Origin of the sequence: Leptolyngbya sp. Cla-17 (assembly GCF_016807185.1) — a bacterium.
Taxonomy (GTDB): domain Bacteria; phylum Cyanobacteriota; class Cyanobacteriia; order Leptolyngbyales; family Leptolyngbyaceae; genus ULC077BIN1.
This window is the reverse complement of record NZ_JAEVYN010000001.1, coordinates 1,369,322-1,385,040: the sequence shown is the minus strand read 5'-3', so window position 1 is coordinate 1,385,040 and position 15,719 is coordinate 1,369,322. Positions and strand designations below refer to the sequence as shown.

Genomic DNA, 15,719 nt, shown 5'->3' with positions numbered 1-15,719 from the left:
TTACTATCAATCATCGCGGGTAGGGCGACGCGGCGATCGCCGTTTTCGAGGCGACGATGCTGGCTGATAATCTGAATCTGTATCTTCTAAGCCGCGCCTTCGGGTATCTGGTGCCTCATCTGGCTGGCTTCGTGTCATTGCTCCGCCCTTAGAACCAGTGCCTTTTGGAGTTCGCTTACGGCGCGTAGGCTGAGCTTCTACTGGATCTACCGCCTCTACCGTCTCAGGATATTGAGTACTGAGCCTACGGCTGACATCAATAAAAGCATCGTGTTGCAAATAGGGATAGTCACTTACCCAAAGATTATGATCAGGGATGTAAATATCGGTCGTTTGGGCAATGCGTCCCAAATCCCCCCGATTCGACAGCACCAGCATTTCTGCAACATCGCCAAGGTCTATCGCTCGGTGATAGCGCTTGAGCGGAACACGCAATTGAGCTGTAAAGCCTGTTTCATCTCCCACTTCTAAATTCAAACAGCGCTCTCGATTCTCAACAATCACTAATTCGCCGCGATTATTGACGTTTTCTTCTGTGCCAATCAGTTCTTCTGTTAGAAATATATCTGTTACTCTGCCTTGCCAAAAGCCAGCATAGCCATATCGGCGATATTCCAAATTGCGTAAGCTTGCCCACAAAATCGGTCCCCAAATCCAGTACAGCCCAATAGTTAAGCCAACGAATAATAAAATACCGTTGCTTTCCTGTAGAATCAGCACCCGAATCAGCACAATCGCGAAAATGCCAACTACTGAGATTAGAACCCGTCGCAACACATCGCGTAGTTTGCCCCAAAAGTGAGCGTATTGCCCCCCTGTGGCGATCATTGGAATTAGGCTTTCAAAAGTTTTGCGGGTTAGGGGAACTAACATAGAACGGGTCAAACTACTCGAATCACTGCTACGAGCCTAACACTTGTCGGTTCATCTGTAAGAGATGGAATTTAGTGCGGACAAATTTCAACGGATTGAGAGAACGTGTTTATAACATCTTCCTGCAAATTTTAGGACGATAGGTATGCAGAGGGGTGTTTAGAGTAAATTTACGCAAAATTCATACCTTGCTGCCGAGCGCATTTGGGTAAAACATTAGAGACTATGCGGATGGAGTTAGGACAAATATGCCGCAAAATTAGGATACATCTGAGAGGAACGTGATTCGGAAAAGCTAAACAACTAGGGGGCAACTATGTTGGCTTAGTTTTTTCAGTTAGAAGAGCGTACTGACAGGTAGACAGCCTGACCCTGGGGGCTTTTAAGGGTCAGGCGATTTTTTTGCAATATTTTGCTACTCTCTTGCGAAGGGCCTTTTTGGCGCGTCCTATACGGACCAAGCAATAGCTCAGAGAATTTTTTCTAAGCCATAGACTAACGATTTCAACTGCATCACTTTGCGGATGGCAAGCAGAACACCCGGCATGTAACAAGCGCGATCGCTCGTATCATGCCGCAACGTATAAATTTGACCCAGTGCCCCAAAAATCACCTCTTGATGGGCAATGAGTCCAGGTAAACGCACGCTGTGAATCCGAATACCGTCTTCTGTGAGGCTACCCCGTGCTCCGGGTAGTTTTTCCGTTTCTTCTACGCTGGGTGGATTGAAGGGCTTGCCTATTTCTCCTAATAGTTCAGCTGTTTGGAGCGCAGTTCCACTTGGAGCATCCGCTTTTTGGTTATGGTGTAGCTCAATAATTTCCACATGGTCAAAATGCTGAGAGGCTTGGATCGCCGCCTGTTGCAGCAAGACCATACCAATGGAGAAATTAGGAATCAGCAGACAGCCCATGCTTGCCTTATCAGCAAATTCAGTTAGGTTGGCAATTTGAACGGGGCTGAGTCCGGTGGTGCCCACAACTGGACGAACTCCATAGGCGATCGCAATCCGAATATTTTCATACACCGAGTCGGGATGGGTAAAATCGACCATCACAGCGGGCTGCTTTTCTTGAGAGACAAATGCCAGCATGGGCTGAAAGTCATTGGTAATTGGAACTTCCAACGTGCCACAGCCTGCAAGTTCCCCAGCATCTTGCCCAAGATATTCAAGACTGCGATCAACAGCTCCCATCAAAGTCAAATCTGTCGATTGAGCGATCGCTTTCACAACCTCACGACCCATTTTGCCCGCTGCACCATTAACCAACACTGGGATCGGGTCTGCCATAGCTAACTTACCTAGAAATTGATGACCTTGGTATTCTAAAGCTGGCGAGAGGGTAGGAGCTAGAGGGTTTTGAATTTTGAGATCAGGTCTCCGTACTCCGCATTCTTTCTATGCAAGCGGTAGCAATATCTCGAATTCGGTGCCGATAAAATGAGTTGGAGCTTCCGTTGGAGAGTGATTTATGTGTGAATTATCTGGGGGGAACTGTAAGTTATCCAGGTGGGAATTGCTTGAGTTATGGGTGCAGGGACCGCCCAACGTTGCACCTCGCGATCGCACCCACAATTTACCGCCGTGCTTGGCTGTGACAATTTGGTAGCTCACGGCAAGGCTGGTTTCTTTTTCTGCCCGCTTTTTGATAGAGAACGATTCTAAAATTTCTTGTTGCGCTTCAGACGACAAGCCCGGTCCATTATCGGCGATGCAGATTAACACCCATCGGGCAGGAGGGCGATCGCCCATCGCTAAGGAGCAAACCTGCGTTGTAATTTCAATAGTGGGTTTGGTCGAAGCAGCAGGGTTTTGGGACGTATGGCGCGAGGGAAACTCTTGATCTAGTTCCTGGCTCACTGCTTGGTTCAATAAGGTATCTAAACAGCGGCTTAAAATATTCATGAAAACTTGCTGCAAATGTCCAGGAAAACACAGGACGGGCGGAAGTTGTCCATACTGACGAATGACTTGAATTTCACTGGTTAAGCGGCTTTTGAGCAGCAATAAAATACCGTCGATCGCCTCGTGTAAATCAACAGGCTTGGGATAGACTTCATCAATATGGCAAAAATTTTGCAGGCTGGATGCGAGTTTAGAGAGGCGCTCTGCTCCCGTTTTAACGCTTGCGATCGCTTTCGGTAAATCTTGGCGTAAATAATCAATGTCTAGATCTGTTTTGAGTCGATCAATGTCTGTCGGGAGCCCAGGTAAATGCTGTTCGTAAGCGTCTAGCAGGGTTAGTAGATCATTGCTATAGCTGGCAATATGGCTGAGATTACCCCAAATAAAGCTAACGGGGTCCAAAATTTCGTGGGCTACCCCATCCACAAGCCGCCCTAAACTTGCCATTTTGTTGTTTTGAATCATTTGCGCCTGAATGCGCTCGTACCGCACTTGAGTTTCAATGCCGCGAATTTGCCAGTGGGCGATATTTAGTTCGTGGATATCTAATAAATAATATGTCTGATCATCTTGAACAATAATCGGTTCAGCCAATAATTCAGGCGATCGCCGCAAAGCCTGTTGAGCCGCTACCAAAATCGGCGTAGTTCCCGACAGTAACAACAGATCACATCGAGCATAGCTATGAAGCACTTGAAGCGGCTCTGTCAAAAAAATATCGAGTCCATGGGGTCGAATCAAATATTCTAATAATCGCTGACGCGACACCATTCCGGCATAGTTGCCTTGATTCACCAAAATAGCTCCCGGTAGGAACGGATGCTGCTCAAAAACTTGGGCAAGTTGCCATCCTGGACACCCTATCTCAATTTCAAATCGATGCAAAGGCAAGTCTTGTAAGGTTGACTCTAGATGCAGAGCTTGAGAATTCCCTTCGGATAGGGTTGGAATCAGCGATTGACAGGATTGACGTGACACAGGCAGATGTCCTGAATATAAAATCGCTTAAAGCAGGTAGTTTGATCAGACTGCCCAAATTGTTCAGTTCTTTAACGAACTCTTTCTAATTAGAGAAAATTACCTCAAAATGACTGTTTCGCACCCTAAACCCCAATGGGCACGAGTTCTTGCAGAGCTGCAACCAACTCTGTGGTTACGGTATAGCGTTCGTCTGGCGCAGGATTAGTGAGTTTCCGCAAAATTGGAATCAGTTCAGTATTAATTCCTGGTACATACTCTGGATAAAATCGATAGCCTTGCTCGCGCTGGGTATAGAAGGCATTGGGAGGTTTTCCAGTAAGCAAATAAACTAAGGTTGGGGCAAGAGCATACAAATCGGATGTGGCAAAGGCTTGTCCTTGCTGTTGTTCTGGAGCAGAATATCCAGCAAAGTCTGGCTGAATTGCCATCTTCAAGCTTCTACAGGGATAAAGACCGACCAAGGCAATTTCTGAATTGGCTGACGCGCGGCGCAGAAAATTTTCGGGGCGAATATCCTGATGAATCAGTGCAGGAGTTTGCTGATGTAAATACTCTAAAGCATGACAAGCCTGGAGCACCCACGAGATCGCCTGCTGCAAAGAAACTGGACCCGTTGTGGCAATTACTTCCTGTAATGACTGCCCATATAACGGTTGCATCACCAGATAAGGTTGCCCCCCCGCAACAAAAACATCAATAAAACGGGGCAACATTGGATGATTAACCTTAAGAAGTTGCTCCGCTTCTTGTTCAAACAACTCTAAGGCTTCCGTATGGCTAGCCCATTCAGGGTTTAATGTCCGAAGCATTAACGCTTGTCCGTCATGCCAGACTAACTGGGTAAGGCCTAAACGATCATGCTCCAAAACCTTCACAATGTGATAGGAACCAATCGTGCCCAAGGTATTCAGCGGTTTGCCACAATCGAGACAAAATAGGCGCTTCGTGCCGACATAGCGCTGGCAGCAATCCGAAAGAATTAGTTTGCTGCCAGAGTTAGATATCTTATGGCTTGCCTCATCAACATCTACTATTGTTTGGACGTGAACGCTGCGCTGCTCGGAAATTTGAGTCGTGGATTTGCCACTATCAGTTTGAGGCTGGCTGGTAGTTGAGGTTAGCTCAGGGCTAGGAGTAGCAGCTTGCAGACTAGAAGCAGCAGTTTGGTTAAATCGCACACGCTGACCAACTGTTTTCTCACCTAATTCAGAGTGAACCGTATCAACGCCTTTTACGCCAAGATGGACTTGTACATTGGGACCCGATCTTGCCAGTCGAATAATTACGCCATCTTCAACGGAAACTTTAGTAATGCGCCGTCCTTCAAGGTAAGTGCCATTTGCACCTAAGTTGACAATTTCCCACCCCGTCTCCATTTGACGGATTTCGACATGATGACGAGAAACGACGGCGCTATATAAGATGACATGGTTATCGGTAGAGCGCCCAATCCGAACAATAGGTTCGTGTTCAAAGGTCCAGCTTTGAACGGGAATGGACTGCATGGGATGCAACAAAGTCAGAGTAATCACGCTGGCAGGTAGAGCCGAAAATGTACTGCAAACTGCGCTTCTAATACCAAAGAACTAATCTTATCCTACGGTGCTTTGGCAACCGCAAAAAGAAGGACTTTGATCAAAGACTACAGGGCGAACCAAGATAAATTTCAAACAGTATATGGACTTCTAGATTTAACTTAACGATTTTCAGCAGTCTTGCAAGCAGATTCAAAACAGTCTCCGTCATCTAACGTAACTCAAATTTGCGAGGAATCTACGAAAGTTGGAAGAGAAATGTCACTTTATCTCCTTTGCCCAGCCCAATGCGATCGCCGGGTCGCAATCGATGCCGATTACCCATTGCTAAAGGTAAATTGTTGATGTAAGTCCCATTAGAGCTACCCACATCTTCAATGTAATAACTATCTCCTTCCAAACGAATATCTGCATGAATGCGCGAAACGACCTCAGAATTGGGAAAGCCAGACACGTCGACATCGGGCGGAATGCGATCGTTGGGCTTGCCAATATGAATAACTGCAAGTCCCTGGGGTAGCTCAGCAGTTGTATTCGTTTGAACGTGCAGGAGCTTTGCCGTCTGTTTTTGCAGTTGGGTACTCGTTTCACTTGGCACTGCAATAGGATTATCATCAGCCGGAGCAGCCTGCTCAACTGAGTTAAATGGCTCAATTGATCTCAATGGCTCAACTGATGAAACTGCAGCAGGCGGTGGTGTAGCTGAGAGATCGGGCCGAGGTTCAATCTTCTCCGCTAGAACGCTGGGCACAAATATTAATGGTTGTTGTGCTGGCGGATCAGGAAAACTGAGCTCCGGAACACTCGCTGGAGTCTCAGCGATCGCTGGCGCAACGTCAGGCAAAGATACGTTGTCTGCTTCAACAGGCGTTGAAGTGAATCCAGCGGCACGTAGATTAAACCCACACTGACCACAAAAGCTCGCATCTGACTGGATGTTTGCACCACAATTTGGGCAGGCAGAGGTCGCCGGTAGTGGTGTATAGCAGGCTTCGCACTGCACTGCACCATCAGGATTGGGATGATTGCAATTTGGACAAACAATCATAGAAATTTCCTAGTTCTCAGCACCATCATATTCGCGATCGCCGTGATTGGGTACATAGACAGAAGCAAGGGCAGTTTTGAGTTTTGACCGCTAGTCAACCGCTACTTATCACTGGTCAAGCTCTGCTCCAGCGGCTTGATCGAGCAACCACCAGAGTTCTCCTTGGGGCTGAATTAACCGAGCAGGATAGAGAGTGTCGTCGTCGGGGGCGAAGATATGGTCTAAGGCAGGGCGTTTGCTGGCTCCGGCAACGAGGAAGAGAGCAGTGTAAGCATGGTTAATCAGGGTAGCGGTGAAGGTGATGCGGGGTTGTCCGTCTTTGTTGCCGACGGTGATTAGGCGATCGCGCACCTGTAAGGCATCGGTATGGGGAAACAGGGATGCGGTGTGTCCATCATCGCCAATGCCTAAAAGGATGATATCAAAAGCTGGAAATGTTCCGGCTGAAAGTTTGAAAAAGGCTTGCAGTTCTGCTTCATGTTGAGCGGCAGCATCGGCTGGATCGGTAGCGCCCGTAGGAATGGGGTGAATGTTGGCGGGTGGCAGCGGCACTTTATCTAGCCATGCGCGCCGTGCCATGCCTTCGTTGCTGTCGGGATGGTCGGCGGGAACATACCGTTCATCGCCCCAAAACACATGAATTTTTTCCCAGGGTAAATCCTGCTCTGCCAGCTTTTCATATAAGGGTTTGGGGGTGCCGCCGCCTGCAAGGGCAATGGTGGCGATTCCCCGCTGGGCGATCGCGGCTTGCATTTTTGTTAGAACGACTTCCAGCGATCGCTCAATCAACGCACTTTTATCTGGCAAAACTTCCACAATCTTCTGCATCGTTTCCACTTCCATCACAATGTCCCCAAATCATAAGGGTTAAGAGTTAAGCAGGGATAATTGAGTCGAAAAGGTTTAAGGTTTTTGTAAGTGAGGCGGTGGTGGTGCCGGATCATTTGGATTGTTTTTTGTATTGCTTATGGGCGCTTAGCCGCCCACAGTGACTGTGTAAGACAAACTGAATGGCTGAAAGTTAGCCCCTGGTTTTGCCGTCCCAGTCAATTTCAATTCATACATTCCCGCTTTTGGAAACGTGATAGTTGCTGCTGGAACGCCTTTATACCGTTCCACGTCTAGCTTGTTCAATTTTGGTTTCATTAGCGGAGGGGTCTTTGCCTTATGAGGAACAGAATAAACGGCTAGTTGGCAATTGCACTGAGCCAGCGGGATCACTCGTCCACCGCGACGGGTCAAAGCAAACCAGGCAATCGAAGGTTTCCCTACAGTGGGATTGTGGCTTGGTTCAATGTGGAAGGTTGCTGCGACATCGCCCACTGCTGAAGTTTCTACCTTGTGCGCCAAAACAGGCGCAACTTGCAGCAGAGGAGAGAGCAATATCCCAAGAACCCTACTTCGATTTAAGAACAGGCGCATAAAATCGCTCCAATGATAACAGTGACCAAATCCAGCGTTGGCGAACTAGCAGAACGAATAGAGTCATGCTTGCCAGCAACAGCGCTGATGTAACCTGATTTTTAGATATCTCCAAGGTTCCGAAGTAATGAGACCCAATCCAAAGGGTATGACCCACCCCTAAAATCAGCGCTGGAATGTTGAGGAGATGAATCCATCGCCAGTAGCGTCCTAATGCCCTCGCTAGGCGATCGCAGCTTGTGATGGCAGCAGGAGTCATCAAAGCCAGCGCGATCATCCCTGCCCACAATGCAGCTTGTTGTTCTGGCAGCATGAACGCGATCGCATCTAAGTTCCAGTTCAGATTATGCTGAATCACATGTAGGCTATGGGCGACAGCAAGCGCAAACGCGCCCACACCCAAAGCCCGACGATATCTGAGCGGGGTAGCCCAGAGCCGACTAATCGGACGGGCAACCAGTGCCACCATTAAAAGACTCAAGGCTCCATGACTGGTATAGTCTTCCATCTCCCCAGTGCGGAGCAGGATGAGTAGTCCGATCGAGATCGTCACCCAACCGCCCATGCGAAACAGTTGACTACGACGATCTGCACTCAGCAAGGACGCTGATACGCCGATTCCTAACATCGAGGGCAGCGTTCCAAGTCCAAACGCCAGCATCGTGATCATTCCATTCCATAAGCTGCCAGTTTCGGCTGCCTTAATTTGGGCAGTGTATAGAAAACCGCAGGGAATGAGTCCCCACGTTAGCCCTAACAACAGCGGAGCCCACCAACCGGAGTGAAGAGAATTCATCATTCCAGCGCTGAGGGTTTGATGTAATTTCCCTTGAAAGGGGTGCAGCAGGGGAATTTTAGGTAGTAGGTTGGGTTGAACCTGAACCAATCCCATCCAAATCAGCAAAATGCCTGTGAAAATTGCGAGTCCGCGCCGCAAGTCGCTTTCAATTCCGGCAAGTTGTCCGCCTGCAATCAGCACTGACCCCAAGGCTCCAATTCCCGCTCCGATCGCCGCATAGCTAAGGATTCGACCCACGTTGAGGAGTCCATGGAAGTAGAGCGATTGTTGCCAGGTTGGAGCAGAAGAATCTTTTTGCGATAACGAGAATGCGATCGTCAAGGGACCGCACATGCCAACACAGTGACCGAAACTGCCGAGAAATCCCAAAAGCACTATCAACAGCAGATCCACTTCATCTCCTACTTTAGAACTTGACTGCTTTAACCATCAGAAAAAGCTTCAAGAGCATTTCAACATAGGTGGGATGAAGAGAGTTGTCAAAAGACAGTCGGTCAAACTAGCAATCCTCACTTTAATTCCCCTGTCCTGATGAAAGACATCTGAAGACTGTCAATCGCTAGATATTAATGAAAAGAATGAGAGTTCCAGCAAGGGCAATCTGACAAAACTAGTTTGATACACCTTACCCGTTTAACAGGGCTTCTACAAATTCGTAGCTGGAGAAGGGTCGCAGATCTTCGATACCTTCGCCAGCACCGATGAAGCGAATGGGTAAGCCGAGTTGCTGGACGATCGCCAGGGCAATGCCGCCTTTGGCGGTGCCGTCTAGTTTTGTCAACACTACACCGCTCAGCTTTGCTGCTTCTGAAAATACTTCTGCCTGACGCAGACCGTTTTGTCCGAGGGTGGCATCTAGCACGAGCAGAGATTCTACAGTTGCATCGGGGGCTTTTTTGTCAATAATCCGGCGCACCTTGCTGAGTTCATCCATCAGATTCTTTTTGTTTTGCAGCCGTCCAGCCGTGTCGATTAGGAGTAAATCGCTGCCTCGTGATTGGGCGGCGGTGATGGCATCGAAGACGACTGCTGCCGGATCGGTGTTTTTGCCAGGATTGGCGATTACCTCTACACCGCTGCGAGCCCCCCAGACTTTGACTTGCTCAACGGCAGCGGCACGAAAAGTATCAGCGGCACCAATTAAGCACTTGTAGCCCGATTTTTGGGCAATATGTGCCAGTTTGCCGATGGTTGTGGTTTTGCCAGCCCCGTTCACCCCCGTCATCAGCCAGATGTTGAGGGTGTCTGGCTTGGGTGCAAAGGCGGCGCTAACGGTGTTACCTAAAGGGCGATCGAGCATGTCGCGCAGAATTTCTTTCAGGTAAGTAATGGCAGCATCAGGCGGTAGTACTTCTGCTTTTAAGCGCTGTTGCAGCGCAGCAATAATGGCATCGGTGGCTGCTACTCCTACATCGGCTTGCAGTAATGCTGACTCGATTTCAATGACAGCATCCTGAGTCAGGGGACCTTGCCCCACGATCGCCCGTAGTTGGTTAATCAGCCCTCGTCGGGTTTTGTCTAGCCCTTGGCGCAGTTTATTCAGCCAGGTGATTTCTTCAATCGAAATGTCATCGGGACTGCGACCTTGAGAGGCGAGGATTTCGGCTGACCAGATGAAGCCTTCGTCGAGTGTGAGGTCGGTTGAGGGCGTAAGGGTAGAGGAGATAGGGGAGGGAGTAGAGGGAATGGGGAGCGTAGGGGGGACAGACTCACTGGGAATTGCAGTTTCCCGAAGCTTTTCGAGTCGGGCTTGGCGATCGGCTTCGGCGGCTGCCCAAAAAGGTAGGGAGGGAGCGGGATCTGGTGCCGTTTCTACCAGAGTTGGAGCACTGACGGGAGCGGCTACTTCGCCAACAGGTTCTAACTCAGTAATTAGTGTAGATTCGACGGGTTCAGACTCAGCGATCGGTGAAGATTCAACAGGCTCATCGGCTAGTTGCGGAGGGAGATCGCTGTCCGGTTGAACTATTTCAGGTGAATCTTCCTTAATATCAGCAGGCTCAGCGATCGCGGGAGCCGTTTCCGCTTGAGCCGCTTCTTGCTGACGTTTGCGAATATTTTCGTAGGCGATTTTTGCCCACTTCAATTGATCTTCAGCAGGGGCAACGGTTTCAGGCTCAGACTCGGACTGAGAGGGTTGTTCCGCCGGAGCAGCGGGTTTGGGTTCCTGATTGTCGTGGCGGCGGCGAAACCAATCAAACGTCATTGCCCTTCCTTTAAACTGATTGCAACCGAAAATATGAATCGAACTCTGGCTGTTTTGTTCTAACTATTTTGTGGAGACTTGCTGTCTACTCGGACGCGATCGACGACGCGCCGCAGAACACCATTAATAAATCGATGCCCATCTTCACTGCTGTAGCGTTTTGCTAGTTCTACAGCTTCATTAATGGCAATTCGCTGAGGAACTGCCAAGTACAGAATTTCAGCAACGGCAATCTTGAGGATATCGCGATCAATGGTTGCCAGCCTGCCCAATTGCCAATCTACTAGAGCATCGGTCAGCAGTTGATCAATTTCCTGGCGATTTGATTTAATCGTTTGGATGATTTCTAATGCATAAGTGCGAACATCATGCTGATTAGCAAGCTGCACCATTTCGGGAAGCTCGATCGCAGCGCCTAGGCGGTTAATTGCAGTTTGAGTCAGCGTTATGGCTTCAGTCACCATGGCGTGGGCGCTAGCAACATCTGTCGCACGGGTTTCACTATTTAGCAGGCGTGTATTGCTTTGCTGCAACTCTGCTGAAGCGGTTTCTAAAGCATCTTGTACTTCAGATGTTAAGGTGCGCACGGCTGCCACCACCACATTTTGCAAAGGCTGTGCCTCTAAATTTTCTTGACTAGCAGGCAACTGACTAATACTCAGCAGGGCTAGTTCCCGCGCAATTCTACGAGCTTGCATGATGGCATACCAAAAAAAAGACTGGCTTCAGTTGTGAATACCAGCCCAGTCATCTTAACAAGGTTTAGCAGATGTTTGATCGGGTTAATCATCCTCAAGGGCGATCGCTTGCCGATTCGGTTCCATCAAGGAATTCACAAGACGACTGCTAGAGGGGGGCAATGAATTAGGCGCTGCCATTTCTGGACTAACAATTCCACCAGAAATAATCACCTTGAACGCATCTTCAATCGGTAGAGATAGATTAATTACGTCGGATTCGGGCACGATCGCATACCAGCCCGTGGCGGGGTTTGGAGTCGTAGGAATAAAAACACTCAACATCGACCGGGGAAAATGAGATTGCACTTCGCCGCTGATTACACCTGTGACAAAGCCCAATGCCCAAATGCCAGGGCGGGGATACTCCACCAACACCACCCGACGAAATCGATTGCCAGAATCTTTCAAAATAGTTTCGAGCAATTGCTTAAGCGTTTTGTAAACTGCTCCCGCCAAAGGAATTGCCTGCAACATCCGCTCTCCCATGTCGAGCAGCCAACGTCCGGCGATGTTGCGTGCCATCAAGCCAATCAACAAAATGGAGGACAAGGGCACGGCAAACCCTAGCAGCAGATTTAAGACACTAACTAGTGAGGGATTCAGTCCATCAAATGGATTAATCTGGCTGGGAATGCGCGTTAGAAACCCAATCACCCAGCTTGCGATCGCGAAGGTCAACCAAATCGTAGTTGCCAGAGGAATGATGACCAGCAAACCGGCAATCAGATCGTTCTTCAAATCCTGTTTTAAGCGTTGAAGGGTAGGGAGCCGACTCTCTTTCATGAATGCAAGAACCCGGTGTGTAATCGTTTGTTTTGCTTAGGAAGTCAGAGGGAACGAAGTACGGATTATGAAATAGTCAGTGTTTCCGCCAACAGCTGCTAGCGTTCCAGCACTTAGCTTAATGTTTAAAGCGCAGAGCCTTAAATTGAATGCTACTTAACTTTACAGTTTAAGACTTGTAAATGAAACAAGTAAACAAATGTTTCGCGATCTCAGTTTTCAGAATAGCAACACCAAACGCCGCACAAGTGAATCCATTGCCACTCATCCAGCTATTTTAGTGGACTGGTAATAATGTTGAGTCGAGCGCGCTTTGATACGGGTCGCTTTCACAGTTTGAGCGATCGCCTCATTTTCCAGACTTAACTTAATTCACCACTTCAAAACTATCGACTTCCAGCACTGGACCAATCATGGCGATCGTCAGTACATCCTCACGGATTTGACCTGATACTTTGACCTTTAATCCAGCTTTTTGCAAGTCAGCCGGCGCTTTGTGCAATTCGTAAGTTTCCTTACTGCTGACCAATGCCCAAGTGCCCATACCAAAGCCTTTACGCTCAATCGTTCCTTCAACTTGAATACTCATGCGATCCGTCCTTCTGGTTTAATAACAAGCCGTGCCAACGCGAAACAAAGAACAGCATTCACTCCCAAGAACAATCGCGCCGGAATGCCACCTCCTATCCACATCAGCGAAGGTGCAGTCACCGCTGCGATCGCCAGAAACACCGCCATGCCAATCGCGCTACCAATCGCAAACCCCTTCCAGGTGCGGTGCCCCAAAAGCAGCAACACTAAACCCAGCGGAATTAAAATACTGGCAAAGAATGGATTAAGTACGCCATTGGCTTGAACCGCGCTACCCAATTCTGACAGCGAACTACCCATCAGGCGAAACGGCCACTGGGGCGCATCGAACAGATAGACACCGCGTAAAAAGAAGATACCTGTGCTACCCATGACCAAGCCGGACGACAGCGACCATGTCCAAACAAAGGGAAAGTAGATTTTGAGCATCCACGCTAGCAGATAGGAACCCAGCACCATCGCCAGTTTAGGACCTAAAGCAATTACGCCGCCATCGATCCAGAAGCGAGGATTGAGGTAGCCATTATCTCGTAGCCAGCGGAAGAAATCTTGGAAGGAAATCTTGCCTTGAGCTGCCAGCTTGACGGCTGCCGCTGCATCCAGCTTGCCTGCGCCAAAGTGGTTCATGTTGTCGTCTTGAACGGACAACGCCGACTGTTTTAGAACTTCTTCGATTTCATCGGGATTGGTTACGCCAGCGGCTTTAATCAACGCCACAACGCCCGACACATGGGGAGCCGCCATGCTCGTTCCCTGGAAGGCTTCAAATACGGATTCTCCAGTTTGTGGATTGAGCGTGTTTTGCAAAATGCCGCCCGTTTTATCTTCGCCATTGATCAAACCACCTGGAGCCGAAACATCAATCCCAGCACCATAGTTGGAATATGGGGTTTTGCTACCTGCCGAATCTAAGGCGGAAACGCCAATGACATGAGGGTAACGGGCGGGATATTCGGCGGCATTGCGTCCGGCATTACCAGCGGCAGCGACAATCACCACCCCTTTGCTATGGGCATAGTCGATCGCCTCTTTCATCAACTGGCTTTCACCGCCACCACCCAAGCTCATATTGATCACATCGGCTTTTTGATCCGCTGCAAAGCGAATTGCCTCCGCAATATCGGCAACTGTGCCGCCGCCCTCTGCACTTAAAACCTTAAGCGGCATCAGATTGGCTTCATAGGCAATGCCAGCAACACCAAACTTGTTGTTGGTCGCCTGGGCGATGGTGCCTGCGACATGAGTACCATGCCCGTTGTCGTCCCTGACATTGGTGCGATCGTTAACGAAGTCATAGCCGCCAACAAAATTGGTGTCTAATAAATCGGGTACTTGACTCACACCCGTATCAATCACGGCAACTGTAATGCCCTTGCCTTTGGTCTGATCCCAAGCAGGCTCTACATTGATGCTGCGTAGGTTCCACTGTTTGCCATACTCTGGGTCATTGGGCACCGCATAGGTACGGTAAATATAGTCTGGCTCAATAAATTCTGTATATTTGCGAAGATCTGAGTTTCTGAGCGTATCGAGTAGTTTTTTGTCTCCGGGCATGGTGAAGATATGGTCTGCCAAAGAAAACTCGCTGTTGTATCGAGGAGAAGCGCTGTAGGTTTTGGCGATCGCATCAATTTGGCTCTCAATTTGCGCCGCTCCTACGTCTTCCCGAAAGTCCAAGATAATGGATTCATAGTTCCCCTCAACGGCTAAACCTGGAAAGGTGGTTAGCGCCCAACCTAATCCCACTAGAAACAAAACTACCAGCAGCAACTTCTTCATGCCATCCGCCCAGTCAAGACTGGTTACTACCTTAGCTCACCTCTATCAAAAGTGGCAGAGCAAAACAAAAGTGGCAGAGCAAAAGTAGCAGATCGTTACAGCAGGAGCGAAGGGCGAGGAGCATTTTATGAGACTGTAGAAATCAGAGAATCAACCATTTGGCTGTTAATACAGCAGTTCATTCATAAAGTATCTTTAAATCTCTGGCATTCTGCACTCCCCACTCTACTGCGTCCCTATCTCCTACTCCCTATCCCCTAACTCCTTTATGGAACGTGGTCTTTTTTGGTTATCGTTATTAGCAGTGTTTTTTGGGCTGGCTTGGGCTGGTCGAAAGGAATATCAGAAGGTAGAGGCGTATCGGCTGTGGGCAGAGCAGTTTGAACGGGCAAAGTATGACCTTTATGCGGTGATTGGGCAGCAGGGCGATGAATTAACCTGGGGCACGCCAACGTCTCAAGGCATTGTGGACACGAAAACGTTTTCCCTAAAGCAGGTACAGTCGATTCAACTGTTGGTAGATGGGAAAACCGCCGATTGGGAAAATCCGCCGCCAAAAGGACGCGCTGAATTAGAGTTTTCTTATATCAACAGTGCAGATTTTATCCGTATTCCCTTTACTGAGCCGCCTCTTGCAGCTCAGTGGGGTCAGTTTTTGCAGAAAAGACTGGAAAGTTATTGACCCGATAAGCGACAGATGGCGACAAATTTTGGTTGCTGTTCGCTTGCTCTGATTTTTCTATAAGAGTGTTTTTCCTCATCTCCATCTCGACGATTTGTTTCTCGGCGATCGCAAGATTACGTCTAAAAACAGCGAGTTGTTCTACCAGAAGTGGCTGGGCAAAATTTGCTTGAAGATCTTCTAATAAAACAATGGTTTGCCGTAGATTCATGGCGTAGCGCGCTGCACTGTCGATCTCCACATCAATGTTTTTTATTAAAGTTTCTGTAGATTCTTGAGGAGTAAACATCTCGATTTTCAGGTTCGCCACAACTAATCCCAATGGTGCTCAGTGTTTGAGGCGAATAGCAACTGACATTTTATTAATTTGCAGA

Annotated in this window: 15 protein-coding genes; 1 reads left to right on the top strand and 14 read right to left on the bottom strand. The window is 48.6% G+C overall.

Annotated features, from left to right (window positions below; all coding sequences use genetic code 11):
- Nucleotides 1-6 precede the first annotated feature (6 nt).
- From JOY44_RS06130 to JOY44_RS06070, 13 genes are all read right to left on the bottom strand, one after another.
- Nucleotides 7-873 carry a phosphate ABC transporter permease gene (locus JOY44_RS06130; RefSeq protein WP_171572782.1) on the bottom strand — a complete coding sequence of 289 codons (867 nt, stop codon included), beginning with the start codon at nucleotides 871-873 and terminating at the stop codon, nucleotides 7-9.
- 469 nt (nucleotides 874-1,342) lie between these two features.
- Nucleotides 1,343-2,164, bottom strand: a complete 822-nt coding sequence (dapB, locus tag JOY44_RS06125; protein WP_171572781.1) for a 4-hydroxy-tetrahydrodipicolinate reductase — start codon at nucleotides 2,162-2,164, stop codon at nucleotides 1,343-1,345.
- Between the two features lie 108 nt (nucleotides 2,165-2,272).
- Nucleotides 2,273-3,757, bottom strand: a complete 1,485-nt coding sequence (locus JOY44_RS06120) for a sensor histidine kinase (RefSeq protein WP_171572780.1) — start codon at nucleotides 3,755-3,757, stop codon at nucleotides 2,273-2,275.
- A 125-nt stretch (nucleotides 3,758-3,882) separates the two neighbouring features.
- Nucleotides 3,883-5,292: a protein kinase domain-containing protein gene (locus JOY44_RS06115; RefSeq protein ID WP_171572779.1), complete on the bottom strand. Its 1,410-nt coding sequence runs from the start codon at nucleotides 5,290-5,292 to the stop codon at nucleotides 3,883-3,885.
- A gap of 241 nt (nucleotides 5,293-5,533) precedes the next feature.
- The gene (locus JOY44_RS06110; RefSeq protein ID WP_171572778.1) at nucleotides 5,534-6,343 is read right to left on the bottom strand and encodes an FHA domain-containing protein; all 810 of its coding nucleotides are present in this window, start codon (nucleotides 6,341-6,343) and stop codon (nucleotides 5,534-5,536) included.
- A 108-nt stretch (nucleotides 6,344-6,451) separates the two neighbouring features.
- A complete protein-coding gene (gene pgl, locus JOY44_RS06105) occupies nucleotides 6,452-7,186 on the bottom strand; it encodes a 6-phosphogluconolactonase (RefSeq protein ID WP_197985007.1) in 735 nt (244 codons plus the stop codon).
- A gap of 132 nt (nucleotides 7,187-7,318) precedes the next feature.
- Nucleotides 7,319-7,765: a hypothetical protein gene (locus JOY44_RS06100; RefSeq protein ID WP_171572777.1), complete on the bottom strand. Its 447-nt coding sequence runs from the start codon at nucleotides 7,763-7,765 to the stop codon at nucleotides 7,319-7,321.
- Nucleotides 7,740-8,957 carry a sulfite exporter TauE/SafE family protein gene (locus JOY44_RS06095; protein ID WP_197985005.1) on the bottom strand — a complete coding sequence of 406 codons (1,218 nt, stop codon included), beginning with the start codon at nucleotides 8,955-8,957 and terminating at the stop codon, nucleotides 7,740-7,742. The genes JOY44_RS06100 and JOY44_RS06095 overlap by 26 nt, the downstream gene beginning before the upstream one ends.
- Nucleotides 8,958-9,189: 232 nt before the next feature.
- Nucleotides 9,190-10,770, bottom strand: coding sequence for a signal recognition particle-docking protein FtsY (ftsY, locus tag JOY44_RS06090; protein ID WP_171572775.1), 1,581 nt, complete (start codon nucleotides 10,768-10,770; stop codon nucleotides 9,190-9,192).
- 59 nt (nucleotides 10,771-10,829) lie between these two features.
- The gene (gene nusB, locus JOY44_RS06085; RefSeq protein ID WP_171572774.1) at nucleotides 10,830-11,468 is read right to left on the bottom strand and encodes a transcription antitermination factor NusB; all 639 of its coding nucleotides are present in this window, start codon (nucleotides 11,466-11,468) and stop codon (nucleotides 10,830-10,832) included.
- Nucleotides 11,469-11,552: 84 nt separating this feature from the next.
- Nucleotides 11,553-12,293 carry a DUF502 domain-containing protein gene (locus JOY44_RS06080; RefSeq protein WP_171572773.1) on the bottom strand — a complete coding sequence of 247 codons (741 nt, stop codon included), beginning with the start codon at nucleotides 12,291-12,293 and terminating at the stop codon, nucleotides 11,553-11,555.
- Nucleotides 12,294-12,660: 367 nt separating this feature from the next.
- Nucleotides 12,661-12,882, bottom strand: coding sequence for a hypothetical protein (locus tag JOY44_RS06075; protein WP_171572772.1), 222 nt, complete (start codon nucleotides 12,880-12,882; stop codon nucleotides 12,661-12,663).
- Nucleotides 12,879-14,663 carry a S8 family peptidase gene (locus JOY44_RS06070; RefSeq protein WP_171572771.1) on the bottom strand — a complete coding sequence of 595 codons (1,785 nt, stop codon included), beginning with the start codon at nucleotides 14,661-14,663 and terminating at the stop codon, nucleotides 12,879-12,881. Before JOY44_RS06070 ends, JOY44_RS06075 begins: the two co-directional genes overlap by 4 nt.
- A 268-nt stretch (nucleotides 14,664-14,931) precedes the next feature.
- Between JOY44_RS06070 and JOY44_RS06065 the strand changes: the two genes are divergently transcribed.
- Nucleotides 14,932-15,345, top strand: a complete 414-nt coding sequence (locus JOY44_RS06065) for a hypothetical protein (protein ID WP_171572770.1) — start codon at nucleotides 14,932-14,934, stop codon at nucleotides 15,343-15,345.
- Here the strand turns inward: JOY44_RS06065 and JOY44_RS06060 are convergent.
- Complete coding sequence (locus tag JOY44_RS06060) at nucleotides 15,281-15,655, bottom strand: hypothetical protein (RefSeq protein WP_171572769.1); 375 nt, start codon at nucleotides 15,653-15,655, stop codon at nucleotides 15,281-15,283. The genes JOY44_RS06065 and JOY44_RS06060 overlap by 65 nt on opposite strands.
- Nucleotides 15,656-15,719: the final 64 nt, after the last annotated feature.

Coding starts and splice junctions, on each gene's coding strand:
- JOY44_RS06130 (WP_171572782.1), bottom strand. CDS start 873: ATGTTAGTTCCCCTAACCCGCAAAACTTTTGAAAGCCTAATTCCAATG.
- dapB (WP_171572781.1), bottom strand. CDS start 2,164: ATGGCAGACCCGATCCCAGTGTTGGTTAATGGTGCAGCGGGCAAAATG.
- JOY44_RS06110 (WP_171572778.1), bottom strand. CDS start 6,343: ATGATTGTTTGTCCAAATTGCAATCATCCCAATCCTGATGGTGCAGTG.
- pgl (WP_197985007.1), bottom strand. CDS start 7,186: ATGGAAGTGGAAACGATGCAGAAGATTGTGGAAGTTTTGCCAGATAAA.
- JOY44_RS06100 (WP_171572777.1), bottom strand. CDS start 7,765: ATGCGCCTGTTCTTAAATCGAAGTAGGGTTCTTGGGATATTGCTCTCT.
- ftsY (WP_171572775.1), bottom strand. CDS start 10,770: ATGACGTTTGATTGGTTTCGCCGCCGCCACGACAATCAGGAACCCAAA.
- nusB (WP_171572774.1), bottom strand. CDS start 11,468: ATGCAAGCTCGTAGAATTGCGCGGGAACTAGCCCTGCTGAGTATTAGT.
- JOY44_RS06080 (WP_171572773.1), bottom strand. CDS start 12,293: ATGAAAGAGAGTCGGCTCCCTACCCTTCAACGCTTAAAACAGGATTTG.
- JOY44_RS06075 (WP_171572772.1), bottom strand. CDS start 12,882: ATGAGTATTCAAGTTGAAGGAACGATTGAGCGTAAAGGCTTTGGTATG.
- JOY44_RS06070 (WP_171572771.1), bottom strand. CDS start 14,663: ATGAAGAAGTTGCTGCTGGTAGTTTTGTTTCTAGTGGGATTAGGTTGG.
- JOY44_RS06065 (WP_171572770.1), top strand. CDS start 14,932: ATGGAACGTGGTCTTTTTTGGTTATCGTTATTAGCAGTGTTTTTTGGG.